At 68.9% G+C, this 23,248-nt stretch carries 24 protein-coding genes; 14 read left to right on the plus strand and 10 right to left on the minus strand.

The window, feature by feature from the left end; all coding sequences use genetic code 11:
• Positions 1-94: 94 nt before the first annotated feature.
• Genes efeU through efeB form a run of 3 tightly spaced genes read left to right on the plus strand, consistent with a single transcriptional unit; the run spans position 95 to position 3,358 of the window.
• Positions 95-928 carry an iron uptake transporter permease EfeU gene (gene efeU / locus ACIBQ1_RS13690; RefSeq protein ID WP_397277250.1) on the plus strand — a complete coding sequence of 278 codons (834 nt, stop codon included), beginning with the start codon at positions 95-97 and terminating at the stop codon, positions 926-928.
• Between the two features lie 12 nt (positions 929-940).
• Complete coding sequence (gene efeO / locus ACIBQ1_RS13695; RefSeq protein WP_397277251.1) at positions 941-2,089, plus strand: iron uptake system protein EfeO; 1,149 nt, start codon at positions 941-943, stop codon at positions 2,087-2,089.
• Positions 2,090-2,104: 15 nt separating this feature from the next.
• Positions 2,105-3,358 carry an iron uptake transporter deferrochelatase/peroxidase subunit gene (efeB, locus tag ACIBQ1_RS13700; RefSeq protein WP_397277252.1) on the plus strand — a complete coding sequence of 418 codons (1,254 nt, stop codon included), beginning with the start codon at positions 2,105-2,107 and terminating at the stop codon, positions 3,356-3,358.
• Positions 3,359-4,378: 1,020 nt separating this feature from the next.
• Here the strand turns inward: efeB and ACIBQ1_RS13705 are convergent.
• The 4 genes from ACIBQ1_RS13705 to ACIBQ1_RS13720 form a co-directional block, all read right to left on the minus strand.
• On the minus strand, positions 4,379-4,669 hold the full coding sequence (locus ACIBQ1_RS13705) for a hypothetical protein (protein ID WP_397277254.1): 291 nt from the start codon (positions 4,667-4,669) through the stop codon (positions 4,379-4,381).
• Complete coding sequence (locus ACIBQ1_RS13710; RefSeq protein ID WP_397277256.1) at positions 4,666-5,082, minus strand: hypothetical protein; 417 nt, start codon at positions 5,080-5,082, stop codon at positions 4,666-4,668. Before ACIBQ1_RS13710 ends, ACIBQ1_RS13705 begins: the two co-directional genes overlap by 4 nt.
• Positions 5,083-5,164: 82 nt before the next feature.
• Positions 5,165-5,377, minus strand: a complete 213-nt coding sequence (locus ACIBQ1_RS13715) for a DUF397 domain-containing protein (protein ID WP_397277257.1) — start codon at positions 5,375-5,377, stop codon at positions 5,165-5,167.
• A gap of 118 nt (positions 5,378-5,495) precedes the next feature.
• Positions 5,496-5,846, minus strand: coding sequence for a hypothetical protein (locus ACIBQ1_RS13720; protein ID WP_397277258.1), 351 nt, complete (start codon positions 5,844-5,846; stop codon positions 5,496-5,498).
• Between the two features lie 262 nt (positions 5,847-6,108).
• Here ACIBQ1_RS13720 and ACIBQ1_RS13725 point away from each other — a divergent pair, with 262 nt between their 5' ends.
• Together ACIBQ1_RS13725 and ACIBQ1_RS13730 are read left to right on the plus strand one after the other, a co-directional pair.
• Positions 6,109-7,149: a helix-turn-helix domain-containing protein gene (locus ACIBQ1_RS13725; protein ID WP_397277259.1), complete on the plus strand. Its 1,041-nt coding sequence runs from the start codon at positions 6,109-6,111 to the stop codon at positions 7,147-7,149.
• 477 nt (positions 7,150-7,626) lie between these two features.
• Entirely contained in the window at positions 7,627-8,028 is a 402-nt protein-coding gene (locus tag ACIBQ1_RS13730) for a hypothetical protein (RefSeq protein ID WP_397277261.1), read from the plus strand.
• Positions 8,029-8,341: 313 nt separating this feature from the next.
• On the opposite strand, the gene ACIBQ1_RS13735 is transcribed toward ACIBQ1_RS13730, so the two are convergent.
• Positions 8,342-8,977, minus strand: coding sequence for a CGNR zinc finger domain-containing protein (locus tag ACIBQ1_RS13735; RefSeq protein ID WP_397277263.1), 636 nt, complete (start codon positions 8,975-8,977; stop codon positions 8,342-8,344).
• A gap of 28 nt (positions 8,978-9,005) precedes the next feature.
• Here ACIBQ1_RS13735 and ACIBQ1_RS13740 point away from each other — a divergent pair, with 28 nt between their 5' ends.
• Positions 9,006-9,989: an arginase family protein gene (locus ACIBQ1_RS13740; RefSeq protein WP_397277265.1), complete on the plus strand. Its 984-nt coding sequence runs from the start codon at positions 9,006-9,008 to the stop codon at positions 9,987-9,989.
• Here the strand turns inward: ACIBQ1_RS13740 and ACIBQ1_RS13745 are convergent.
• Positions 9,986-11,566, minus strand: coding sequence for a hypothetical protein (locus tag ACIBQ1_RS13745; protein ID WP_397277267.1), 1,581 nt, complete (start codon positions 11,564-11,566; stop codon positions 9,986-9,988). The genes ACIBQ1_RS13740 and ACIBQ1_RS13745 overlap by 4 nt on opposite strands.
• Positions 11,567-11,676: 110 nt before the next feature.
• Between ACIBQ1_RS13745 and ACIBQ1_RS13750 the strand changes: the two genes are divergently transcribed.
• Positions 11,677-12,459: an SDR family NAD(P)-dependent oxidoreductase gene (locus ACIBQ1_RS13750; protein WP_397277269.1), complete on the plus strand. Its 783-nt coding sequence runs from the start codon at positions 11,677-11,679 to the stop codon at positions 12,457-12,459.
• A 1-nt stretch (position 12,460) separates the two neighbouring features.
• On the opposite strand, the gene ACIBQ1_RS13755 is transcribed toward ACIBQ1_RS13750, so the two are convergent.
• On the minus strand, positions 12,461-12,925 hold the full coding sequence (locus ACIBQ1_RS13755; RefSeq protein WP_397277271.1) for a VOC family protein: 465 nt from the start codon (positions 12,923-12,925) through the stop codon (positions 12,461-12,463).
• A 63-nt stretch (positions 12,926-12,988) separates the two neighbouring features.
• Between ACIBQ1_RS13755 and ACIBQ1_RS13760 the strand changes: the two genes are divergently transcribed.
• From ACIBQ1_RS13760 to ACIBQ1_RS13790, 7 genes are all read left to right on the plus strand, one after another.
• Positions 12,989-13,417 (plus strand): MarR family winged helix-turn-helix transcriptional regulator, encoded by a 429-nt coding sequence (locus ACIBQ1_RS13760; RefSeq protein ID WP_397277272.1) that lies wholly within the window; start codon positions 12,989-12,991, stop codon positions 13,415-13,417.
• A gap of 179 nt (positions 13,418-13,596) precedes the next feature.
• Positions 13,597-14,724 carry an ABC transporter ATP-binding protein gene (locus ACIBQ1_RS13765; protein ID WP_397277274.1) on the plus strand — a complete coding sequence of 376 codons (1,128 nt, stop codon included), beginning with the start codon at positions 13,597-13,599 and terminating at the stop codon, positions 14,722-14,724.
• On the plus strand, positions 14,717-15,811 hold the full coding sequence (locus ACIBQ1_RS13770; RefSeq protein ID WP_397277276.1) for an ABC transporter ATP-binding protein: 1,095 nt from the start codon (positions 14,717-14,719) through the stop codon (positions 15,809-15,811). The genes ACIBQ1_RS13765 and ACIBQ1_RS13770 overlap by 8 nt, the downstream gene beginning before the upstream one ends.
• Positions 15,808-16,704 (plus strand): carbohydrate ABC transporter permease, encoded by an 897-nt coding sequence (locus tag ACIBQ1_RS13775; RefSeq protein ID WP_397277278.1) that lies wholly within the window; start codon positions 15,808-15,810, stop codon positions 16,702-16,704. Before ACIBQ1_RS13770 ends, ACIBQ1_RS13775 begins: the two co-directional genes overlap by 4 nt.
• A gap of 5 nt (positions 16,705-16,709) precedes the next feature.
• Entirely contained in the window at positions 16,710-17,531 is an 822-nt protein-coding gene (locus tag ACIBQ1_RS13780; RefSeq protein ID WP_397277279.1) for a carbohydrate ABC transporter permease, read from the plus strand.
• A gap of 2 nt (positions 17,532-17,533) precedes the next feature.
• The gene (locus ACIBQ1_RS13785) at positions 17,534-17,809 is read left to right on the plus strand and encodes a DUF2160 family membrane protein (protein WP_349450651.1); all 276 of its coding nucleotides are present in this window, start codon (positions 17,534-17,536) and stop codon (positions 17,807-17,809) included.
• A 15-nt stretch (positions 17,810-17,824) separates the two neighbouring features.
• Positions 17,825-19,594, plus strand: a complete 1,770-nt coding sequence (locus ACIBQ1_RS13790) for an ABC transporter substrate-binding protein (RefSeq protein WP_397277280.1) — start codon at positions 17,825-17,827, stop codon at positions 19,592-19,594.
• Between the two features lie 54 nt (positions 19,595-19,648).
• Here the strand turns inward: ACIBQ1_RS13790 and ACIBQ1_RS13795 are convergent, their stop codons facing one another.
• From ACIBQ1_RS13795 to ACIBQ1_RS13805, 3 genes are read right to left on the minus strand one after another with little or no spacing between them, the layout of a single operon-like run.
• Positions 19,649-20,674, minus strand: coding sequence for a dienelactone hydrolase family protein (locus ACIBQ1_RS13795; RefSeq protein ID WP_397277282.1), 1,026 nt, complete (start codon positions 20,672-20,674; stop codon positions 19,649-19,651).
• The gene (locus tag ACIBQ1_RS13800) at positions 20,664-21,944 is read right to left on the minus strand and encodes a Gfo/Idh/MocA family protein (RefSeq protein ID WP_397277284.1); all 1,281 of its coding nucleotides are present in this window, start codon (positions 21,942-21,944) and stop codon (positions 20,664-20,666) included. Before ACIBQ1_RS13800 ends, ACIBQ1_RS13795 begins: the two co-directional genes overlap by 11 nt.
• Positions 21,945-21,954: 10 nt before the next feature.
• The gene (locus ACIBQ1_RS13805) at positions 21,955-23,238 is read right to left on the minus strand and encodes an extracellular solute-binding protein (protein ID WP_397277286.1); all 1,284 of its coding nucleotides are present in this window, start codon (positions 23,236-23,238) and stop codon (positions 21,955-21,957) included.
• Positions 23,239-23,248: the final 10 nt, after the last annotated feature.

Below are 23,248 nucleotides of genomic sequence, written 5' to 3' on the forward strand. Positions count from 1 at the left end.
TTCGGCCCTTGCGCTAGGTATGCTTCGCCTGCCCTAATTTAGGTAAGGCTTTCCTCAGGAAATGCCAAGCAGAACCTCAGCAACGGGAGTGACGGTGTTCGCCAGTTACCTCATCGGACTGCGCGAAGGTCTTGAGGCGGCACTCGTCGTCTCGGTCCTGGTCGCCTTCCTGGTCAAGAGTGACCGCAAGGACAAACTCCCGCAAGTGTGGATAGGGGTGGGCGCGGCCGTCGCGCTGTCCGTGGGGTTCGGGGCGCTGCTGACGTTCACCGCCGCGCACCTGGGGCACACGGGGCAGGAGCTGTTCGACGCGATCACCTCGCTGCTCGCCGTCGTGTTCGTGACCTGGATGATCTTCTGGATGCGCCGGGCGGCCCGCGCGCTCTCCGGCGAGCTGCGCGGCAAGCTCTCCGAGGCGCTGGAGCTGGGCTCGATCGCGGTGGTCGTGATGGCCTTCCTCGCCGTCGCCCGCGAGGGACTGGAGACGGCGATCCTGTTCTTCGCCTCCGTGCAGGGCGCGGTCACCACGCCGGAGCCGCTCATCGGCATCAGCCTGGGGCTGCTCACGTCCGTGCTCATCGGCTGGGGCCTCTACCGCAGCGCCGTGCGGATCAACCTCACCAAGTTCTTCACCTGGACGGGGCTGCTGCTGATCCTGGTGGCCGCGGGCATCTTCAAGTACGGCGTGCACGACCTCCAAGAGGCCAACATCCTGCCGGGCCTGAACACGTACGCCTTCGACATCAGCAACGCCATCCCCGCCGACTCCTGGTACGGCACGCTGCTGGCGGGCATGTTGAACATCACGCCCCAGCCCAGCGTCGCCGAGGCCATCGCCTGGGCCTGCTACCTCGTCCCCACCCTCTTCTTCTTCCTGCGTAATTCGCGGGTGAAGTCCACGCCGTCACCCGCTTCCTCCGCGGCCTGAATCAGGAGCATCATGCGCACCCCCATCCGCCTGTCCTTCGGGGCGCTCGCCCTGGCGACGCTGGCCGCCTGCGGCTCGGGGAACACCCCGGCCACCCCCGCTTCCCCCTCTGGCTCCGCCGCCGCCAAGCCGGGCAAGATCACCGTGGCGGCGTCCGACACGGAGTGCAAGGTCGGCGCGTCCGAGGTCGCGGCGGGCACCACGACGTTCACGATCACGAACGGCGGCACCAAGGTGACCGAGTTCTACGTGTACGCCCCTGGTGACCGGGTCATGGCCGAGGTCGAGAACATCGTGCCCGGGCTGACGCGAGAGCTCATCGCCGAGCTGCCGGCGGGCGCGTACGAGACCGCCTGCAAGCCCGGCATGGTCGGCAAGGGGATCCGCAACGCGTTCAAGGTGAGCGGCGAACACAAGGCGCTCACCGAGGACGCCCAGCTCGCCGACGCCGTCGCCAGCTACAAGCGCTACGTCAAGTCGCAGAGCGACACGCTGCTGGTCAAGACGCAGGAGTTCGTGGACGCGGTCAAGGCGGGGCAGATCGACAAGGCCAAGGAGCTGTTCCCGATCTCGCGTACGTACTGGGAGCGCATCGAGCCGGTGGCCGAGATCTTCGGCGACCTCGACCCGGCCATCGACGCCCGTGAGGCGGACCTGGCCGACGGCGAGGAGTGGACCGGCTTCCACAGGATCGAGAAGGACCTGTGGATCAAGAAGGACATCAGCAAGGACGGCGCCATCGCCGACAAGCTGATCGCCGACGTCAAGACGATCGTGGCCAAGTCGAACGCCGCCGAGCTGACCCCCCTGAACCTCGCCAACGGCGCCAAGGAGCTGCTCGACGAGGTGGCCACCGGGAAGATCACCGGCGAGGAGGACATCTGGTCGCACACCGACCTGTGGGACTTCGACGCCAACCTGGAGGGCTCCAAGGCGGCCGTGCAGTCGCTCAGGCCGGTGCTGGAGGACCGGGCTCCCGACCTGGTCAAGACGCTGGACGAGAAGTTCGCCGCGGCCGAGGCGGCGCTCGGCGCGCACCAGAAGGGCGACGGCTGGCAGCTGCACAACGAGCTGTCCAAGGCCGAGCTGAAGACCCTGTCGGACGCGATCAACGCGCTGGCCGAGCCGATCAGCAAGATCGCGCCGGTCATCACCAAGTAGCGGGAGGTGCCGGCAATGGGCCAGCGGGTGAGCCGCAGAGGGCTGTTCGGGCTGGGGGCCGCGGGCGCCGCCGTGGTCGGGGCCGGGGTCGTGGCCGCGAACACGCTCTTCGAGGAGCCACCGGTCGCGCACGCCGCGTCGACCTCCGACCCGTTCCCCTTCTACGGCGAGCATCAGTCGGGCATCGTGACGCCTGCGCAGGACCGGCTGCACTTCGTGGCGTTCGACGTCACCACGAAGAAGCGGGCCGAGCTGGTCGATCTGCTGCAGGAGTGGACGGCCGCGGCCGCCCGGCTGACGCAGGGCAAGGAGGCCGGGTCGTACGGGGCGGTGGGCGGCGCGCCGGAGGCCGCGCCCGACGACACGGGTGAGGCGCTGGGGCTGCCCGCCTCGGGTCTGACGCTGACGATCGGGTTCGGGGCGACGCTGTTCGACGACCGTTTCGGGCTTGCGGACAAGCGGCCGGCGGCTCTCGCCGACTTGCCGAAATTTCCGGGAGAGCAGCTCATTCCGGAAATTTCCGGCGGGGACATCTGCGTGCAGGCGTGCGCCCACGACCCCCAGGTCGCCGTGCACGCCATCCGCAACCTGGCCAGGATCGGCTTCGGCAAGGTCTCCGTACGCTGGTCGCAGCTCGGCTTCGGCCGTACGTCGTCCACGTCCCGCTCCCAGGCGACCCCGCGCAACCTGATGGGCTTCAAGGACGGCACCAACAACCTCAAACTGGAGGACGCCGCCCTGCTCCGCGACCAGCTGTGGGCCTCCGCGCAGGACGGCAGCGACTGGATGGCGGGCGGCTCGTACATGGTGACCAGGAAGATCCGGATGGCGATCGAGACCTGGGACCGCACGTCGCTCGCGGAGCAGGAGCAGATCTTCGGCCGGGACAAGGGCGAAGGCGCGCCGCTGGGCAAGAAGGCCGAGTTCGACCCGCTGGACTTCGCGTCCAAGGGGGCCGACGGCCAGCCGTCCATCAAGGACGACGCCCACGTACGGCTCGCCCACCCGACCTCCAACGGCAACGCGCACCTGCTGCGCCGCGGCTACAACTTCGTGGACGGCTCCGACGGCCTCGGCCGCCTGGACGCGGGCCTGTTCTTCATCGCCTACCAGCGCGACCCACGCAAGCAGTTCGTACCGGTACAGATGAACCTGGCCAAGAACGACACCCTCAACGAGTACATCAAACACGTCTCCAGCGGCCTGTTCGCCTGCCCCCCGGGCGTCCGCGACGCCGGCGACTACTGGGGCCGCCCCCTCTTCGGCTAGCAGTAGGTTGCGCGGGCTCCACCCACCCATTGCCCAATCACCGGGTGAGCCCGCTGGACCCCGCCCCGAGCCAAAGGTCTTTGCCAGGGGCGCTTCGCGCCGGGGACTCAGGCGTTCTCATTCAGGCGCCTGACGGCGCACCCCCCGCGCCTTCGGCGCCATGGCCCACCCGGGACCCGGTTACCGGCTTGGCCCGCTGGAGCCCACCCTGACCTGAACAAGACCCTGCTGCGAGGGCCGCATTACGACTTGCTCTGTGAGACTTGCTGTGTAAGCCACGCAAGCACGCCTCGCCGTGGGGGAAAGGGAAAGGGACCAGCGGCTGCGACGAAGCGAGGCTGGTGGGCCGGGAGTGTCCACCGACTCTGGTAGGACAGGACGCGGCAGGCCCCCGGCACGGGGATCATCCGTGACCGACGACGACTACCCGAGCCGCTCGGACCGCTGCACCGGGTCCTACCTCCCGCCTGCCGTGGCCGAGGTCTTCCAGGACGAGAGGGGCGCGCCGCGCGGGTGGCCCGAACACTTCGCTGGGACACTTTTCGGCAAAGTGCCCACACAAGTATCGGCAGAACGCCCACACAAAGTTCGGCAGAACGCCCATAGAGCCGTCGGCAAACCGCCCACACAAGCAGGTTGAGCTGCGGTAATCCACGTCAGTGTGACACGGTCAGCTCTATTCTCTCGCCGCGCCCAGGCCGGGCCCGAGACGCTGAGCCGTCCACCGCTTCCAGTCGGGCCAAGCCCCGACCCCTGGTAGTGGGCAGCAGCTAAGGCGGCGACCAACCCAGAAACCGGCTCAGGAGGGATTTTCAGCCCTCCGCATGGCCGGCTACTTCCAGCGGAACCGCGCCAGCACCCCGAATCATGCTCTGACCTGGTCGGTAGCAGGGCCAAAGCAGCAACCGATCCGGAACCCAGTTCGGCAGGGGTTTTCGACCCACTGGCGCGGAGGCTGCTTCCACCGGGAACGCCGCCCCTAAGCTCTCGTACTGCTGTGGACGCACCGTGCAGAGCCTGTCAGCCGATGTCCCCCATGACGATCAGCTGCCAGAGATCAAGCACGACGATCCGTGTCCTGCCACGGCCGATCTCCATGACCGTGGGCTTTGCCGCGTTGCTCCGCTGCGTCCGACGGATCAGGTACGCGCCACCCTCTATGCACTGCTCATACTCGACGTTCCCACGGGTGAGGTACTCCCTGACCCTCGTCCGCGTCCCCAGGGAGTCGTACGGGAACCACGCAAGGCCAGGCATCCCCGAGGCGACCACGGGGATTGCGGGAACCGTGCCCTCGTCACTCCTGCTCATGACGTGCTGGTCCCGGCGCTTCGCCGGATCGGGCAGGGATGGGTCACATGGCGGTTCGGGTTGCAGATCACACCGATGCCGGCGAACCGCGCGCCCTGCAACCACTCGCCCCACTGCACGTCAACGCCACGTGGCAGCGCGTCGCGCGCGTACTCCAGCCGACCCTCAAGCGGGATGCCTTCGGGCAGCAGCAGCGCGCCGCGTACCTTGCCGTACTCGGCTGCCAGCCATTCGGCCGCCTCGCTCACCTCGTGGAACGTAGCCGCGATGCGCGATGCGGGTTTGGCCAGCCAATCGCCGGTCCGCACCGGCGGAAGCGGCGAGGTGGGGAAGTCTGGCGATGACGGGCGGCGCTCCGCCTCGTTGGCGCGGTCTGCACCGTTCCCCGTCCACTGGTAGGCATGCCAATGCATGGTCAGCGTGCTCCCGTAGAGTGCGTGAGCGGCCCCTGCTTGCTTTGATCAGGCAGGGGCCGCCCTGGTGGTTGGGCGGTGCCTAGATGGTGGTCACACCTGCGGCACGCAGTTCGGCACCGCTGAACCGGAGGGTCCCGGCATCGGGGTTCTTCGAGTCACGCAGCGCGTAGGCGTCGTCAACGCCCGGGATGGGGGCGATCTCCACGCAGGACTCCATCTCGTCGTTGTCCTGGTTGCCGTCGCGCAGCCTGCTGAACGGCACGTCGCCGAGCTGTTGCCGGTACAGATCCATGGTGCGGTTCTCCTCTCGGTCGGCCCCTGCGGTCGCGGGGCGGGTTTCCCGGGCGCGGACGCGCCTGGGCGCTTGGAACCCCGGCCTGCCGTACCTGCGACCGGCGGGCCAGGGCGGCTCAGGGTGGCCCGAGGCGGGGCCGTCTTCCGCTGTGGATCAGGTAGGACTGCCAGGACAGGGCGGATGCGAGCGCGATGGCGTCAGGCTGCCGGACGCTTTGCACGGCCCCGGCCGTCACCATCTCGACCGTGAGCCTCTGGCGTAGCCGTGCCGTCCACAACACCTGTCCGGACGGGTCGCGTTCGCGGTCGATGTCCCACGAGGGATAGGTGTTGCGCAGCACCGACAGTTGGCGGGCCGTCCAGTCCTGCAAGGTCGCTGCCTGCGCTACGACTTGGCGCACGTTCTCGTTTGCGACTCGCAGCAGCGCGTCTAGCTCGGCGCCCGACAGCGCTTGCTCCCTGGCCATCTCACGCGCCTTCCGTGAAGAGGGGGCCGTGCGGCGTGCGGACAACCCTGCTGGTGGTCGTGATCGTCAGATGATCGAGGCGGGGGGAACGGGGTGAGGCCCTAAAGTTGCCCACGGGTCAGGAGGTCCTTCCTGGTCAAGGAGCCCGTCGAACGTTCGCCGCGTTCGGCGGGTTCCGCTTTCCAGAACCGTCCTCATCCTGGGAAATCAAAGCAGCGAAACCAATACCGAGGCTGTATACGCAGGGGGTATCGTCCGGCATATGACAGGTCCGCAGCCCTGGGTAGAAGGGCGTCTTCGTGCCGCATGGCTGCGCAAAGACTGGCCGGTCATTTTCCGTACTTATCGGAATATTCTCGGCATTTCGCAAGCGCGACTCGGGCAGCTCATCGACATGCCACAGCCCCATATTTCAGCAGTTGAGAACGGCCGCAGGCGGATCATGGACGCCGATCTCATTCAGCGGATCACAGAGGGGTTGCACGTGCCGGAAGAACTGGGTGGGGCACACCGTCCAGAAATGTCCGAATGGTCGCCTGACTCGGAACTACGCGAAAGGATCTCTCGAGCGCACACCACCGGCCGTGCCGACGTGCGCATCGCTGACTGGATAGCACATGTACTGACCGAACATCGCAGGGCAGAGGACACGGTGGGTGGTAGGGAGCTATGGCCTGTGGTTCGCTCCCAACTCGACACGGTTACACGCCTACTGCCGGACACCTCTGGGCCTGTGGCGGATCGGCTGTTGATCCTCGCAGCCGAGCATGCCCACTGGCTGTCATGGGTGGCTCATCGGGATGGACACGCGGGGCCTGCTCTGGCCTGGCTCGACCTCGCCCACGGATGGGCTGTAGACGCCGGATCGGCTGACATGGCAGCGTGGGTGACCAGGGTTCGGAGCTACTACATGCTCAAGCACAGCGACCCTAAACGCGCCTACAAGATCGCCAAAGTGGCCTGCCAAGAGGCCGTAGGCGCATCCCCCACCACGGCGTCGATCACGGCGCATCAGGCGAGTCTGGCATCGGCAGCCGTGGGCGAGCGCGACGAATCCCGCCGCCTTGCCGATCAGGCCTATGAACTGGCTCTACGCACCCCCGATGAGCAGGATCGACCGAACTGGCTGTACTGGCTGGACCCTGTACGGGCACGCTTGCACAAGGCCAATGCCGCCTACGCGGTGCGAGACTGGCACGTGGCCGCCGAAGGCTTCCGGGCGACGTTGCCCGAGTTGACCGGCTATCCTCGCGACCTGGCGGTCTACGCGGCGCGGATGCAGGACGCGGCAAACCGCGTCTAGCGTGCTGGCTCGGTGTTGATGATGAGCACGTCTCGCTCGCTGGAGCGCTCCGTGATGGCCTTCAGCATCTGACCGACCCTCGGCCCCATCGTCGTCTTCTGCCTGCTATCTCGGCCACATCGACGTAGGAGTGTGGGAACTCGTACGGTTCGCCTCTCTCGTCCATGCGGTGGACCGGACTGTCCCTCGGGGCCGACCCAGGCGATACCAAGCAGAATCTCGATCAACCGTCCGAGAGGCCCGACCAAAGTACCCCAGCAATGAGGACTTCTGCTTGGACAGGCCGATACGCCCACTCCTGAGGCAGCGAGATCTAAACGAGCGCGTCAGGGCCGTGCTCAACGAGCCATCGGCCTGTACGTGGCCGTGCAAAAGACCGGCAATTCCCGGCTGCCCTGGGAGCCTCAACGGCGGCGGGAGCGTGATCTGCCAGGACAAGTCCACGGCCAAATGGGCCCGCGAGCCCAAAACGAATCGGTGCTCGCCATGTTCTCGGCGATCACGCATGCGCATTCGCCCAAGGTCGATGCGATACTGGAGGCCCTGGATATCGCGCTGACCACGGTCGACACCGACACCGCCGCATACCTCGCCGAGCAAACGGAAATAGGCCTCGGAAACACTAAAGCCCGGCAGATCTGGAGATCTCTGATGGCCATGCAGAACTACCGGTTCAAGTCCGAGTTCGCGGAGATGCTCCGGGCCGAAGGTGAGGCCCGTGGCGAAGCGAAGTCCGTGCTGAAGATCCTGGAGCAGCGCGACATACCCGTCTCGGACTCCACCCGGGAGAGAGTCCTGGCATGCACCGACCTCGCCCTCCTTGAGAGCTGGCTCGTCCGATCCCTCAAGGCCACCACCGCCGAAGAGCTCTTCGACTGAAAACCCCGGGCCCGGCTGAAGCCCGACCGCCCACAGCTGGGATACCTGGATCCCCTCCATGACGCCCTGCGTGAAACCGGCGCCGCGTCGCCCGGTCGCTCGCGCCAACGGCACCCTGCGCATCCGGCGACGCGGCATGACAACGCGATGAGCGTGCAGGGCAACCAGACGACCTTCTCCAGCGGACCTCATTGAGGCGTTCGCGCCCGACGTCATCCCGATCCCCCGCAGAAGATCCAGCGCAAGATCGGCCAGATCACCACCGGACCGGTGCACGTGCCGGTCGCCTGGATATCGCCCGCACGCCCGAGGCTCAGCGGCGGCGGGCTCGGGAGGCGGCGGCGTGGGCGCGGTTGGCGCAGCGGGTCGAGCAGAACTGGCGTTTGCCCGGGCGGCTTTGGTCCACGAAGGCGTCCTTGCAGGGGTCGGCCGCGCAGAGGCGCAGGCGTTCCCAGTCTCCCGAGGCGGCGAGGTCGAGCAGTTCGGCGACGGATCGTACGGCGAGCCGTTCGGCGAGGTCGGCACCGTCCGGGGCGGTGAGGCGCTGTCGTGGTGCCCCGTCCGAGTCCTCCACCACCACCCGGATCGGCAGCTCGCCCGCCCACCGCGCCAGAGCACGCGTCCGGTCGGGAGAGTCGCAGGACAGCACGGCACGCAGCCGCTCCCGCACCGCACGCACCGCTCGCAGGTCGTCAACGCTCAGCTTGCCGCCCTCCGCCAACCCGCCGCGTCCGCCCATTTCGCCGCCCTCCGTCAGTTCGCCGCCCTCCGTCAGCTCGCCGCCCTCCGTCAGCTCGCTGTGTTCACCCAACTCGCTGGGTTCGCCCAGCTCACGGCAGAAGCGGCGCAGGGCCGCCGCGTCCGGCAGGCGTTCGGGGTCGTCCAGGTACTCGTCCCACGTATTGGCCAGATCGAGCGCCACCAGACCCGTTTCAGCGAACTGGCGCATCCACCCTCCCTCTGTTACCGTCACGACTATGACCATAATAACCCCTGACAGACACCTGACGGTCCTCGACGCCCCATCCAATCTGGGCCTGCGCCCGCTCGCCCCGGACACCATCCCCGGCTGTTACAAAGCCCCCTGGGCCCTGCGGAACACGGGACTCGTGCAGCGGCTCGGCGCCGCCGATGCCGGGGCGCTCGTGCCGCCCCGCTATGTCGCCACATGGGAGCCCGGGAGCGGTGTGCGCAACGGCCCCGCCATCGCCGCCTACACCCGCCGGCTGGCGGACAGGGTGACCGCGATCCGGGCGGCGGGCGGATTCCCGGTCCTGCTCGGCGGTGACTGCTCGATCCTGCTCGGCCCCGCCCTCGCCCTGCGCAGGAGCGGCCGGTACGGGGTGGCGTACCTGGACGCGCACGCCGATTTCCGGCACCTGGGCAACAGCCCGCACGTCGGGGCGGCCGCCGGGGAGGACCTCGCCCTGATCACCGGGCGCGGCGACGGCTACCTGACGGACATCGACGGGCTGCGGCCGTACGTCAGGGACGAGGACGTGATCGTGCTCGGGGTACGGGGCGAGGAGGACCTGCGGGACATCGCGGACACCGGCATCGCCCACCTCCCCGGCGCCAGCCCCTCCCTCGACACCGGCATCGCCCATCTCCCCGGCACCAGCCCCTCCCTCGACACCGGCCCCGACCTCTCCCCCGGTCCCGGCCTCTCCCTCGACATTGGCCTCGCCCTCGACGCCGCGAGCAAGGTGCTGGTGCGGGACGACCTCGACGGGTTCTGGATCCATGTGGACGCCGACGTCCTCGACCCGTCCGTGCTGTCCGCGGTGGACTCCCCCACCCCGGGCGGGCTCGACGCGGCGCAGCTCACCGAGCTGATCCGCGGCCTGGCGGGGCTCCCGGGAGCCGCCGGGCTGGAGGTGACGATCCTCGATCCCGACCTCGACGAGGACGGCAGCCAGGCCACCCTGCTGGCGGACATCCTCGTGTCGGCGCTGGCCTAACGGATCACGTACGCGCTCGTGCTGGAGTAACCGGTCTCGTTCGTGGCGGTGATCGAGGTCCAGGGGCCCGTGGGAACGTACGGGGCCCACGCCGACTCCAACCGCCCCCGCCCGTACCACTCCTGCCTGACCACCGCCCCCTGCGGGTCGAAGCGGAGCGTGCCGCCGCGCAGGTTGTAGCCCTCGACGAGGATGCCGGGCCGCCCGTTCATCTCCTTGCGGGTGGCGCCGACGATGATCGGCTGCCGCCACCCGTTCACGATGTCGTCGGCCAGCGAGGGAGTGTCGTAGCGGGCCTGGCAGGTGAAGAACGGATCCCACCCGTAAGAGATGATCTTTCCGGCGTGGGTCCCCGCCGCCATCACCTGTGCGTCGATCCGGCTCTTCGTGGTACGCCCCCGCAACGGCAGCGGATCGACCCGCCCGCACTCCCCGGCCACCGGCGTCGGCTCGAACCCCTCCACGTTCACCCACAGCTCCACCCCGGGCGGCACCCGCCGCGCCGCGGCCTCGATGTAGTCCCCCGTGGACCCGTAGTATGCCTGGGCATTGCTCACATCCCCGACAACCGGCACCAATCGCGGGGCGACCTTGGCCTCCCCCTCATGAACCCCGTACACCGGCACCTTCCCCGTCCCCCGCCCGTCCTGCACGGCGACGGCCATGGGCGCCCCGGCCCGGGTCGCGGCGATGTCCGCCAGCCCCTTCGCCACCTGCCCGGGCGGGAACCCGCGCCCCCTCCGGGCGTCGATGTACGGGCTGACCACGATCTTCTTCCCGGGCAGGGCCGCGGCGACGACAGCGTGCTGGGCCGCGTACAGCTCGATGATCGGATCCTTCGGCCCCCGCGCCCGCACGGCCAGCTCGAACGACTGGTAGACCCCGCCGAACGCCGCCGACCCCCCGAACCGCTCCCGGTAGTCGGCCAGCACCCGCGCGGTGAAGGCGGTCAGCGCGGCGGTGTGCGCGGCGTCGGGCTCCCACGGCTTGCCCTCCAGTTGGGGCGCGGCGGGCAGCCCGGGGAACACCGTCACCCCGTACGCGGCCGCCTCGGTCATCAGGTTGCCGAGCCCGTCGCCGTCCGTGGAGACGAGCACGAGGTCCTGGACGGGGTCCGCGCAGGACGCGGCCAGCGAGACCCGGTAGAAGATCCGGCCCCGGCTCTCGATCCGCCGGTCCAGCCCCGGGCAGCGCAGCAGCCCCTTCCCGAACTCCTCGCTGGTCACGTACGTGTAGACGCGACGGACCCCGGGGACGTCGGCGCACGGCCGCCCGTCCACGAGGCAGTCGGCGAAGACGGGATCGTCGCGGGCGCTGAACCGGGGCCCGAACGTGATGAGCGTGTCGCCGCCGATCGCGTGGACGGCCTCGACCATGCGCCGCGTCACGCACGGATCGGCGCGCGGGATGACCCAGTAGCCGGTGACGGCGTACGGGGCGACGACCCGGGTGTCGCGGGACTGGCACTCCTCCACATCGAAGCCGTCGAAGCCGTCGAAGCCGCCGGAGCCGACGGGCACGACCAGGCTCACCGCGAAGGCGGCGGCCACGACCAGCCACAGGATGATCCGGTGCACCCACGCCCCTTCCACGCCACCCCAAGCCTACGCATCCGGCGCGCCGTGCACGCGGCCCGGCGTGACCTCCAGCACCTGATCACGGACAATGGCGGGCGGGGGTGGACATCGTGCGCATCGATCTCAGCGGCAAGGCCGCGCTGGTCACCGGCTCGACCCAGGGCATCGGGGCGGCCATCGCCGAAGGGCTGGCGCTGGCGGGGGCCCGCGTCGGGATCAACGGCCGCACCGAGAGCTCCGTCGCGATGGCGATGGAGCAGATAGGCGTGGGCGACCTGATCGAGGCGCCCGGCGACGTGACGACGGACGAGGGCTGCCAGGCGGTGCTGGACGCGCTGCCTCGGGTGGACATCCTGGTCAACAACCTGGGGATCTTCGGGGCCAGGCCCGCGCTCGAGATCGACGACGCCGAGTGGCGGCGCTATTTCGACGTCAACGTCCTGGCCGCGGTCCGGCTCACCCGCACATACCTGCCGGGCATGATCGAGCGCGGCTGGGGGCGGATCCAGTACATCGCCAGCGACTCCGCCGTGGCCGTCCCCATCGAGATGATCCACTACGGCATGACGAAGACCGCGCTGCTGGCCGTCTCCCGGGGCTTCGCCAAGGCGGCGGCGGGCACGGGGGTGACGGTCAACTCGGTGATCGCCGGGCCGACGCACACCGGGGGCGTGGAGGAGTTCGTCTACCAGCTCGTGGACAGGGAGCTGCCGTGGGAGGAGGCGCAGCGGGCCTTCATGCGGGAGCACCGGCCGCAGTCGCTGCTGCAGCGCCTCATCGAGCCCGAGGAGATCGCGAACATGGTCGTCTACCTCAGCTCGCCCTTCGCCTCCGCGACCACGGGCGGCGCGGTGCGGGTCGACGGCGGCTACGTGGACTCGATCCTCCCCTGAGTCAGTACGACTGCAGCTCGATGAGGTTGCCCTCCGGGTCACGCAGGTGCGCGGTTCGCAGGGTGGGCGCCCAGTCGGGGCGGTCCTGGGGCGGGGCGACGACCGTGGCCCCGCGGCCGGCCAGGCAGGCGGCGGCCGCATCGACGTCGTCCACCTTCATGACCAGCATTGCCGTGTCCTGAGCCGTGTCCCGAGCCGCGTCCTGAGCCGTGCCCCGTGCCGCGTCCTGAGCCGTGCCCCGTGCCGCGTCCTGAGCGGCCTGGGGCAGGTCCTCGGTGCCGACGGCGGCCGCGAGCCTGCCCCGGTCGAACAGGACCAGCCCGGCCTCCCCCTCGATGTCCCAGTTGGCGTACCCGGGCAGCACCTTCACCGGCTCGACGCCGAGCAGCTCGCGCAGCACGGCCTGGTAGAAGGCGGCGCTGGCCGGGAAGTCACGCACCAGCAGGCGGGGGTAGAGCGCGTCCATCGGGGACCTCCGGCAAAATAGTGGGTAGTTACCAATTATTGGTGACAACCTACACTAAGGGGCATGGACCTGCCGCCCACCCTGCTCGCGACCACGACCTTCGTACTGCACAAGGTCGGGGTGGGGAGCCGCCGCACCGTGGCGGCCCGGCTGGCGGACGAGACGGGGCTGAGCCTGTGGGAGTTCGCCGCGCTGGCCACGCTGTCGGATTTCGGACCGGCCGCCCAGCGGGAGGTCGGGGGCCGGCTGGGGCTCGACCCGAGTGACATGGTGCGCCTGATGGACGGGCTGATCGGCGAGGGCCTGGCCGAGCGCGACCGCGACCCGGCCGACCGGCGGCGCTACCGGATCTCGCTGACGCCCGCGGGCCGCGAAGCGCTGGACCGGGGACGGGCTCTGGTGGAGCGCGTGGAGCGGGAGACGCTGGCGCCGCTGACGGCCGACGAGCGGGAACGACTCCACGAGCTGGTCACCAAGATCTTCACCAAGTAGGGCCCGCCCTATGCCGCCATGATCCACACCCGATCATGCCGGCCGCGATGAGCTGCGAACAAACCGCCGGAGTGATAGGAAATTCCATTCACGGCAGGCCCGACATCGAATCGTGATCACCCAGGCGTCACATTCTTCACAGCCACACCACATGCCCTCTTTGCACACAGTTACAGATCATGTTAGATGGAGGTCGAGCAGAGAGGACCGGCACAGTGACGCTGATTCTCGATGGCGTCTTCGTACGGCGGCACGGGGAGACCTGGCTTGACGACGTTCGCCTGGAATTATCCAACGGAATGACCACTCTCGTCGGCCCGATGACCGCGGGAAAAACCACGTTGATGCGCGTCGCCGCCGGACTGTTACCGCCGGATTCGGGCCGTGTCGTGGTCGACGGAAAAGATGTGACCGCCATTTCGGTGCGGAAACGCTCGGTCGCCTTCGTCTATCAGCAATTCATCAATTACCCGTCGCTGACCGTCTACGAGAACATCGCCTCGCCCCTCCGCCTCGACCCGAAGTTCCGGCGTGGGGGAATCGACGACCGGGTGCGCGAGGTCGCCGAGCTCATGGGCATCGCGGGGCTGCTCGACCGCCGCCCCGCCGAGCTGTCCGGCGGCCAGCAGCAGCGCACCGCCATCGCCCGAGCGCTGGCCCGCCCCGTGGACCTGCTGCTGCTCGACGAGCCCTTGGCCAACCTGGACTTCAAGCTCCGCGAGCAGTTGCGCGCCGACCTCAAGACCATGTTCGCCGACTCCCCCGGCGTGGTCCTCTACTCCACGGCCGACCCGAACGAGGCGCTGACGTTCGCCGCCCCGACCGTGGTCCTGGGCGAGGGCAGGGTCCAGCACGTCGGCGACGTGGCCGAGATGTACGCGCACCCGCCGACGCTGGCCGTGGCCGCCACGCTCAGCGATCCCCCGCTCAACCTGCTGCCCGGCGTCGTACGCGACGGCCGGATCGAGGTCCTGGGCACGTCGTTCCCCGCACCCCGCGCCCACGCGTCCGGCCGCGAGGTCGTGCTCGGCATCCGCCCCCACCAGGTGAGCATCGAGCGCGCCGGCCCGGGGGCGCTGGAGCTGCCCGCCGAGATCCGGCTGGCCGAGGTGACCGGCAGCGCGACGTTCCTGCACCTGCTCCTGCAGGGGAGCGTCCACCTGGTCGCGCACCTGCCGGGCACCCAGCTCTTCACGCCCGGCGAGCCCGCGGTCGCGTACGTGGACCCCGCGCACGTCTTCGTCTTCGACGAGGACGGCGGGCGCCTGCTCGCCACCAGCGCCGCGGAGGTCGACCTGCATGGCTGACATCCGGCTGGAAGGCGTGGGCCACAGCTACGACGGCGGCGAGACCTGGGCGCTCAGGCCGATGACCTGGACCTGGCAGAGCGCCAGGGCGTACGCGCTGCTCGGCCCGAGCGGCTGCGGCAAGACCACGCTCCTGAACATCATCTCCGGCCTGCTCACGCCCTCGGTGGGCCGGATCTTCTTCGACGACCGCGACGTCACCGACGTGCCCACCGCGGGCCGCAACATCGCGCAGGTCTTCCAGTTCCCGGTCCTGTACGAGGAGATGTCGGTCTACGACAACCTGGCCTTCCCCCTCCGGAACCGGAAATATCCGAAGAAGGAGATCGACGAGCGGGTCCGCGAGGTCTCCCGGCTCCTCGGCCTCGAACACCTCCTCAGCCGCAGGTCGCGCCGCCTGGACGCGGGCCGCCAGCAGATCGTCAGCCTGGGCCGCGGCCTGGTGCGCTCCCAGGTGGCGGCGGTGCTGCTGGACGAACCGCTCACCGTGGTCGACCCGGCCCTGAAGTGGACGCTGCGCAGCAAGCTCAAGGAGATCCACCGCGACACGGGCCACACGCTGATCTACGTCACGCACGACCAGACGGAGGCGCTGACGTTCGCCGACGAGGTCGTGGTGCTCAACGACGGGGCGATCGTGCAGGCGGGCCGGCCGGCCGAGCTGTTCCTGTCGCCGGCGCACGAGTTCGTGGGGCACTTCATCGGCTCGCCCGGCATGAACATGCTCCCGGCCGAGATCGTCGGCGACGTCGTACGCGTCGGCGAGTCGGACGTGGGGCTCGTCTCCGGCGAGCTCCCGCCGGGGCCGGTCAGGATCGGGGTGCGCCCCGAGTTCGTGCGGATCGGCGGCGCGCGCAGCTCGCCGGGCGTGGCGGCCACGGTGACCGGGATCGACCGGATGGGCGCGTACGACCTGGTCCACGCCCGGGTCGGCGAGCACGCGCTGATCGCCAGGACCGAGGCGGGCTCGCCCTACCGGCCCGAGTCGGTCGAGTTCCTCCACTTCCCCGCGGACCGGACGTTCCTGTTCCGGGACGAGGTCAGGTGCGGCTCCCTCGCGCCCTTGAACGGAAGGGGTACGGCGTGACCGAGGTCCAGGAGGAGCAGCGGCCGGCGGACCTGAAGCGGAGGGACAACCGGGCCTGGTGGCTGGTGCTGCCGGTGGTCGTGTCGGTGGCGTTCACCGCGGTGATCCCGCTGATGACCGTGGTCAACTTCTCCGTGCAGGACGTCTTCAACCCCAATGACCGGATCTTCGTGGGCCTGGACTGGTTCCGCTCGATCTCGCGCGACCCGGAGGTGCGCTCGGCGTTCGTGCGGACCCTGCTGTTCTCGGCGCAGGTGCTGCTGCTGGAGATCCCGCTCGGGGTCGCGCTCGCGGTGGTGATGCCGCGCCGCGGCTTCTGGGTGTCGGTGGCGCTGGTGCTGGTCGCGCTGCCGCTGCTCATCCCGTGGAACGTGGTGGGGACGATCTGGCAGATCTTCGCCCGCGGTGACATCGGGCTGGGCGGCTGGGCGATCAACAACGTCCTCGGGATCAACTTCAACTACACGCTGGACTCCACGGACGCCTGGATCACGGTCCTGGTCATGGACATCTGGCACTGGACGCCGCTGGTGGCGCTGCTGGCCTACGCGGGGCTGCGCTCGATCCCGGAGCCGTACTTCCAGGCCGCGCAGATCGACGGCGCGTCGGCGTGGGCCACGTTCCGGCACATCCAGCTGCCCAGGCTGCGCGGGGTGCTGACGATCGCGATCCTGCTCAGGTTCATGGACAGCTTCATGATCTACACAGAGCCGTTCGTGGTGACGGGCGGCGGGCCGGGGAACGCCACCTCGTTCCTCAGCATCCTGCTGTCGAAGATCGCGGTCGGGCAGTTCGACCTGGGCCCGGCGGGCGCGTTCTCGCTGCTCTACTTCCTGATCGTGCAGATCCTCTGCTACGTCTTCTTCACCGTGCTGACCAGGTCGGGGAGGTGACCCGGATGGCCAGGCGCACCGAACGGCGGCTGCCGTGGGCACGGACGGTCTTCTGGCTGTACGTGGTCACGCTGATGCTGCCGCTGCTGTGGATGTTCGGCATGTCGATCCGGCCGAACGAGGACGTCCTCGGCAGTTTCTCGCTCATCCCGCAGCGCGTGACGTTCGACAACTACGCCACTTTCTTCACCGACTCCTCCTGGTATTCGAGCTACCTGAACTCCATCATCTACACCTCGCTGAACGCGGTGATGTCGCTCGTCGTGGCCTTGCCGGCGGCGTACGCGTTCTCGCGGTTCCGTTTCGCCGGGGACAGACATCTGTTCTTCTGGCTCCTGACGAACCGCATGGCGCCGCCCGCGGTGTTCCTGCTGCCGTTCTTCCAGATTTACCAGAGCGTCGGCCTTTTCGACACGCACCTCGGCGTCGCCATCGCGCACATGCTCTTCAACGTGCCGCTCGCCGTGTGGATACTCGAGGGCTTCATGTCGGGAATTCCGCGGGAAATCGACGAGACCGCGGCGGTCGACGGATATTCGCTGCCACGTTTCTTCGTCCGCATATTCCTGCCGATGATCCGGTCCGCGATAGGCGTGACGCTGTTCTTCTGCTTCATGTTCAGCTGGGTCGAGCTGCTGATCGCCAGGACGATCACCTCGGTGAACGCCAAGCCGATAGCCGCCACGATGACGCGGACGGTGAGCGCGGCCGGCGTGGACTGGGGGCTGCTGGCGGCGGCGGGCGTGCTCACCATCGTCCCCGGCGCGATCGTCATCTGGTTCGTCCGCAACTACATAGCCAAGGGATTCACCATGGGAAGGGTCTAGCGATGCTCGAGTGGATGGTCTGGACCGTCCCCACGGCCCTGGTGTTCGCCGGGCTCGCGCTGCTGCTGGTCGTCATGGCGGTCTGGGCCCGCATCTCCCCTCCCGTGGCCAGGCGCGGCTTCCTGCGCATCGAGACCGACCGTGGTGACCGGCTCTACATCGGCCTGATCAGCGCGGCCGTCGTACTGGCCGGCTGGATAGCTGTCACCGACCTGTCCATGTGGCTCGCACTCGGCTGCGCGCTGCTGGTGGCGGTCGTGATCGGGATATGGGGCTAACAGAGGAGCGAAGCGATGAGGCATCGGGCAGGCAGGTCCGCGGCGGTAGGTCTGGCCGCGCTCGTCCTGGTAGCGGCCGGCTGCACGCAGGGCGCGCAGAAGCCCACGAGCGATTTCAAGGAGTCGGACGGCAAGGCGGCGGCGCAGCGGTGGGTGACGGAGGAGTTCACGCCGAGCACCCTGTCCAAGGACCAGCAGTTGGCGGAGATGGACTGGTTCACCAAGGCCGCGGCGCCGTACCGGGGCATGCAGATCAACGTGGTCTCCGAGACGATCACCACCCACGAGTACGAGTCGCAGACACTGGCCAAGGCGTTCACCGAGATCACCGGGATCAAGATCAAGCATGACCTGATCCAGGAGGGTGACGTCATCGAGAAGCTCCAGACCCAGATCCAGGGCAACCAGAACATCTACGACGCGTACGTCAACGACTCCGACCTCATCGGCACCCACTCGCGCGGCGACTACGTCTTCCCGCTGTCCGACTACATGGCGGGCGAGGGCAAGAACGTCACCTCGCCCACGCTCGACCTGAACGACTTCATCGGCATCAGCTTCACCACCGGCCCGGACAAGAAGATCTACCAGCTCCCCGACCAGCAGTTCGCCAACCTCTACTGGTTCCGCTACGACTGGTTCACCGACCCGGAGATCAAGAAGCAGTTCAAGGCCGCGTACGGCTACGACCTGGGCGTCCCGGTCAACTGGGCGGCCTACGAGGACATCGCCGACTTCTTCACCAACAAGGTCAACGGCAACGGGACCATCGACGGCAAGAAGGTCTACGGCCACATGGACTACGGCAGGAAGGACCCGTCGCTGGGCTGGCGCTTCACTGACGCCTGGCTGTCCATGGCGGGCAACGGCGACCCCGGCATCCCCAACGGCCTGCCAGTGGACGAATGGGGCATCCGCGTCGAGAACTGCCGCCCGGTCGGCTCGTCGGTCACCCGCGGCGGCGACGTCAACGGCCCCGCGGCCGTCTACGCGCTCACCAAGTACGTGGACTGGCTGAAGAAGTACGCCCCCCGGGAGGCCGCGGGCATGAACTTCAGCGAGGCGGGCCCGGTCCCGGCGCAGGGCAACATCGCCCAGCAGGTCTTCTGGTACACCTCGTTCACGGCCGACATGACCAAGCCGGGTCTGGCGGTCGTCAACAGCGACGGCACGCCCAAGTGGCGCATCGCGCCGAGCCCGCACGGCGCCTACTGGAAGCAGGGCAACAAGCTCGGCTACCAGGACGCCGGCTCGTGGACGCTGCTCAAGAACACGCCGCAGGACCGCCGGGCCGCGGCCTGGCTGTACGCGCAGTTCGTCACGTCGAAGTCGGTGTCGCTGAAGAAGTCGATCAAGGGTCTGACGTTCATCCGCGACTCCGACATCCGCAGCGACTTCTTCTCGGAGAACTCCAAGAAGTACGGCGGGCTCATCGAGTTCTACGCCTCGCCGGCCCGCAAGCAGTGGACCCCGACCGGGACCAACGTCCCCGACTATCCCAAGCTCGCCCAGCTGTGGTGGCAGAACGTGGCCACCGCGGTGACCGGCGAGACGACCGCCCAGCAGTCGATGGACAACCTGGCCAAGCAGCAGGACGACATCCTGGCCCGGCTGGAACGGCGCGGCTACGGCGGCGACTGCGCGCCGAAGCTGAACCCGGAGCGGCCCGCCCAATACTGGTACGACCAGCCGGGCGCGCCCGCGCCGAAGCTGGCCGACGAGCGGGGCAAGCCGGAGACGCTCGACTACGACAAGCTCATCGCCACGTGGAAGTCGGGTAACTGACGACCGTTCAGGAGCGCCGCCGCCCGGGGGCAGGTCCCGGGCGGCGGCATTCTCCTAGGCCTTCAACCGCTGAGCCAGCCAGTCGAAGGCCTGCTCCTGCATGGTCGCGTCGAAGCTGTGGGGCACGTCTGCCCACACCGCTTCGTAGGCATCAGGAGTCTCGCGATAACGCTTCTCGATCATGCTGTGCGCCCGGCGCATGCCCGGCTCGGGGAACAGCCTGTCATACAGGGCGTACTGGACCATGAGCGGCTCGGGCGCGCGGGCGGCCACCAGGTCGGGCCAGTCGCCCAGGCGCGGCAGCCCCGGCGGCCAGAGCATCCACGTGTGCTTCTCGACGTACCCGTCGAGCATGTCGCGGAAGGACGAGACCATCCCGGCGACCACGACGGCCCGCATGCCAGGGTCGAACGCGCCGAGCAGCGCGGCCCGCAGGCCGCCTCCGGAGAGGCCGACGCACCCGACGGATCCCACGTCGGGCCTCGACCGCAGGTACGCCGCCGCCGCCAGGTCCTCGCCCGCCGCCACGCCCGCGAAGGACGTGCCGAGCGCGGCGCAGTACTTGGCGACCACGTGCTCGTGGTCCTTGGCCGCCGCGTCGTAGCGGTCGGGCTCGTCGACGCCGAGCGGGAACCGGCGGCTGCCCCAGGTGAGCACGTCGGGGACCAGCACCACGAAACCCCGCCCGGCCAGCTCGTTCGCGTACGCGCGACCGCCGTAGAGCACCTCCCGGACCCGCCGCACCTCGGGGGAAGGCCCGGAGGGGCCGTCGGCGATCTTCTCCTTGCCGACCCACTTCATCCCGCCGTGGCAGTGCAGCGCCACCACCCCGGGCAGCGGCCCGGCCGCGTCCCGGGGCCGCAGGAGGTACGCGTGGGTGCGCGGCCCGAACCCCACCGACCAAGAGAGCTCCTCCCCGGCGAGGTCGCCGTCCGTCCACGAGCGCTCGACCCGCACGTCATCGGCGGCCAGGTCGAGCACCCCCATCGCGGCCCGCGCGGCCTCGCGCAGCTCGGGCCCCGGAAGAGACGGGTACGGCCCGAGCTGCGCGGCGGCGACCTCGGCCAGCTCAGCGAACACGGGTGCCGTCGTCCACCAGGTGCACCGGCTCGCCGGTCGCGGCCGACACGTTGGCCGCGTGCCCGGTCAGCACGCTGCGGATCCCGTCGCGGTAGCCGGCCTGCCGGGCCAGCGCGTCGTCGCCGGGGCCGCGGAAGACGTCGTTCAGCAGCAGCCGGTCGCCGCCGCCGTGCCCGCCGGAGCCGGACTCGATCGGCACCTCCTCCGCCTCGCTCCAGTGGCGGTGCAGGGTGAGCTTCTCCCAGGAGTCGGTCTTGTGCTTCTTGGAGGCGGCGCTCGGGTCGATGGCCGCGTTCGGCGGGGTCCACGACCGCTCGACGACCTCCAGCTCCAGCCGCCCGGCCGTGCCGTTGAAGGCCACCCGGTAGCCCTCGGCGGGCGCGTAGGCGTTCAGCGCGTACGTGAGCACGGCGCCGTTGGTGTAGCGGACCATCACCGACATGGTGTCGTCGATGGTGATCCCGTCGCTGAAGACGTCCTGGTCGCGGAGGTAGCCGTCCTCGTGCTCGGCGTCCAGGTAGAGCCGCTTGAGCCGGGGGTCCTTGGAGATGTCCAGGATGAACGGGTCCGTGCCGAGGCCCGGTGCGCCCTGGCCCCGCGCCGGGCGGTCGGTCAGGCCGCGCTCGCCGGCGTTGTCCGAGCCGTAGAAGCGCAGGTCGGCCTGGGCGAAGACAGTCTGCGGGGCGGCGGCGAGCCACCAGTTGACCAGGTCGAAGTGGTGGGTGGACTTGTGGACGAGCAGCCCGCCCGAGTTGATCCGCTGGCGGTGCCAGCGGCGGAAGTAGTCGGCGCCGTGGATGGTGTCGAGCGTCCACTCGAAGTGCACGGACGTCACCCGGCCGATCGCACCCTCCTGCAGCAGGCGGCGCACGGCCGAGTTACGCGGCGAGTAGCGGTAGTTGAAGGTGACGATCAGCTTGCCGCTGCTGCGCTCGGCCGCCTCGGCGATGGCCGCGCAGCCTTCGGCGTCGATCGTCAGCGGCTTCTCCACGATGACGTCGCGCCCGGCGTCGAGCGCCGCGCACACGTACCGGGCGTGGGTGGCGTCGACGGTGGTGACGATGACCGCGTCGGCGAGCTCGAGCACCTTGTCGAACTCTTCTGGCGCGAAGCGCGGCACCTCGTGACCGATCCGCTCGACGTAGTAGTCCATGCGGGTCCGGTTCGTGTCGCAGAGGGCGACGATGGTGCCGGCGTCGCGCCACTCCCCGAGCAGCGCGTCGACGTACATCTGCGCGCGGTGCCCGAGCCCGACGAACGCGTACTTCATGTCTCTCCCTTTAGCCTGCGATCGAGGCGTTGGCCTCGGTGATGAACTTCTGCGCGGCGTCGTCGGGGGTCATCCTGCCGAACAGGACCTCCTCCGAGTAGCGCGTGAGGATGTCTTCCATGGCGCTGGCGCCCTTCGGCGGAGCGGCCGGCGGGTCGGCCAGCTCACCCTTGACCTTGTCCAGGAAGTCCAGCGTCTTCTTGTCCGTGGGCGGCAGCTTGTCCTTGACCGCCGCCAGCACCTTGGAGCTGGCCGGCAGGCCGCGGTCGCTGAGGATGATCTGGCCCGCCTCAGGGTCGTTGATCATGAAGTCGATGAACTTGGCGGCCTCGGCCGCGTGCTCGGACTTCGACGAGGCGGTGTAGAACATCGCGGGCTGCAGGAACATGCCGCCCGAGGTGGCGCCCGGCAGCTTCGGCATCCGGAGCAGGTCCACGTCCTTGCCCGACTTCTTGGCGATGCCGCCGAGCTGGTTGCTCCACCACATGCCCATCGCGCCGGTGCCGGTGGCCAGCAGCGACTGGTCCACGCTCTGGGCGCCGATCTCGGCGGTCTTGGCGGCGTCGGGCGAGCCCTTGGTCTTGATCAGGTTCTGGTGGGTCGCCCACCAGGCCTTGATCGTCTCGGGCGAGACACCGATCTTGTTGCCGTTGTAGAAGGGCTCGCCCTTCTGCGCGGCGAAGATCTGGAGGTAGGCCGGGTTGAAGCTCTGCTGCGTGCCGTAGATCTTCCCGGCGCTCTTCTCGCTGACCTTCGCGGCCAGGTTGACGTAGTCGTCCCAGGACCACTTGGTGTCATCGGGGAGCTTCTGCCCCGCGGCCTCCAGCTCGGTCGGGCTGACGACCAGGGAGAAGGAGTTGACGCCGGTGGGGATGGCGTACTGCTTGCCGTCGATGGCGCCGGTGGTCAGCACCTTGGGGTCGATGTCGCCGGTGTTGACCGTGCTGGCCAGGTCGGCCAGCGTGCCGCGGTCGGCGTACTCGCGCAGGCCGCGGATCTCAAGGGTGATGACGTCGGGCGCGTCGCTGGCTGCGACCTTCGTGGACAGCGACTCGTAGTAGGCCGCGAAGTCGGAGAACTCGCCCTCGACGTCGATGTTCGGGTTCTTCGCCTCGAACTTCTTGATCGCCTCTTCGGTCATCTGCTGCCGAGCGGCGCTACCCCAGTAGGAGAAGCGCAGCTTGATCTTGCCATCGGCGCTGTCGCCGCCGCTGCCGCTGCCGCAGGCCGCGGTGACCGCCAGCATCGCGGTGGCGAGCAATGCCGCCGACCACACCTTCTTGCCAGAGCTCACGGCTCTACCT

Source organism: Nonomuraea sp. NPDC050153 (assembly GCF_044460125.1).
Classification (GTDB): domain Bacteria; phylum Actinomycetota; class Actinomycetes; order Streptosporangiales; family Streptosporangiaceae; genus Nonomuraea.

Excerpts from the sequence above, each read along its gene's own strand:
- ACIBQ1_RS13785 (WP_349450651.1), top strand. The coding sequence starts at position 17,534 with ATGCTCGAGTGGATGGTCTGGACCGTCCCCACGGCCCTGGTGTTCGCC.
- ACIBQ1_RS13755 (WP_397277271.1), bottom strand. The coding sequence starts at position 12,925 with ATGGACGCGCTCTACCCCCGCCTGCTGGTGCGTGACTTCCCGGCCAGC.
- ACIBQ1_RS13760 (WP_397277272.1), top strand. The coding sequence starts at position 12,989 with ATGGACCTGCCGCCCACCCTGCTCGCGACCACGACCTTCGTACTGCAC.
- ACIBQ1_RS13765 (WP_397277274.1), top strand. The coding sequence starts at position 13,597 with ATGTTAGATGGAGGTCGAGCAGAGAGGACCGGCACAGTGACGCTGATT.
- efeB (WP_397277252.1), top strand. The coding sequence starts at position 2,105 with ATGGGCCAGCGGGTGAGCCGCAGAGGGCTGTTCGGGCTGGGGGCCGCG.
- ACIBQ1_RS13800 (WP_397277284.1), bottom strand. The coding sequence starts at position 21,944 with ATGAAGTACGCGTTCGTCGGGCTCGGGCACCGCGCGCAGATGTACGTC.
- ACIBQ1_RS13705 (WP_397277254.1), bottom strand. The coding sequence starts at position 4,669 with ATGAGCAGGAGTGACGAGGGCACGGTTCCCGCAATCCCCGTGGTCGCC.
- ACIBQ1_RS13720 (WP_397277258.1), bottom strand. The coding sequence starts at position 5,846 with ATGGCCAGGGAGCAAGCGCTGTCGGGCGCCGAGCTAGACGCGCTGCTG.
- ACIBQ1_RS13735 (WP_397277263.1), bottom strand. The coding sequence starts at position 8,977 with ATGCGCCAGTTCGCTGAAACGGGTCTGGTGGCGCTCGATCTGGCCAAT.
- ACIBQ1_RS13780 (WP_397277279.1), top strand. The coding sequence starts at position 16,710 with ATGGCCAGGCGCACCGAACGGCGGCTGCCGTGGGCACGGACGGTCTTC.
- ACIBQ1_RS13710 (WP_397277256.1), bottom strand. The coding sequence starts at position 5,082 with ATGCATTGGCATGCCTACCAGTGGACGGGGAACGGTGCAGACCGCGCC.
- ACIBQ1_RS13770 (WP_397277276.1), top strand. The coding sequence starts at position 14,717 with ATGGCTGACATCCGGCTGGAAGGCGTGGGCCACAGCTACGACGGCGGC.
- ACIBQ1_RS13790 (WP_397277280.1), top strand. The coding sequence starts at position 17,825 with ATGAGGCATCGGGCAGGCAGGTCCGCGGCGGTAGGTCTGGCCGCGCTC.
- ACIBQ1_RS13715 (WP_397277257.1), bottom strand. The coding sequence starts at position 5,377 with ATGGATCTGTACCGGCAACAGCTCGGCGACGTGCCGTTCAGCAGGCTG.
- ACIBQ1_RS13740 (WP_397277265.1), top strand. The coding sequence starts at position 9,006 with ATGACCATAATAACCCCTGACAGACACCTGACGGTCCTCGACGCCCCA.
- efeO (WP_397277251.1), top strand. The coding sequence starts at position 941 with ATGCGCACCCCCATCCGCCTGTCCTTCGGGGCGCTCGCCCTGGCGACG.
- ACIBQ1_RS13725 (WP_397277259.1), top strand. The coding sequence starts at position 6,109 with ATGACAGGTCCGCAGCCCTGGGTAGAAGGGCGTCTTCGTGCCGCATGG.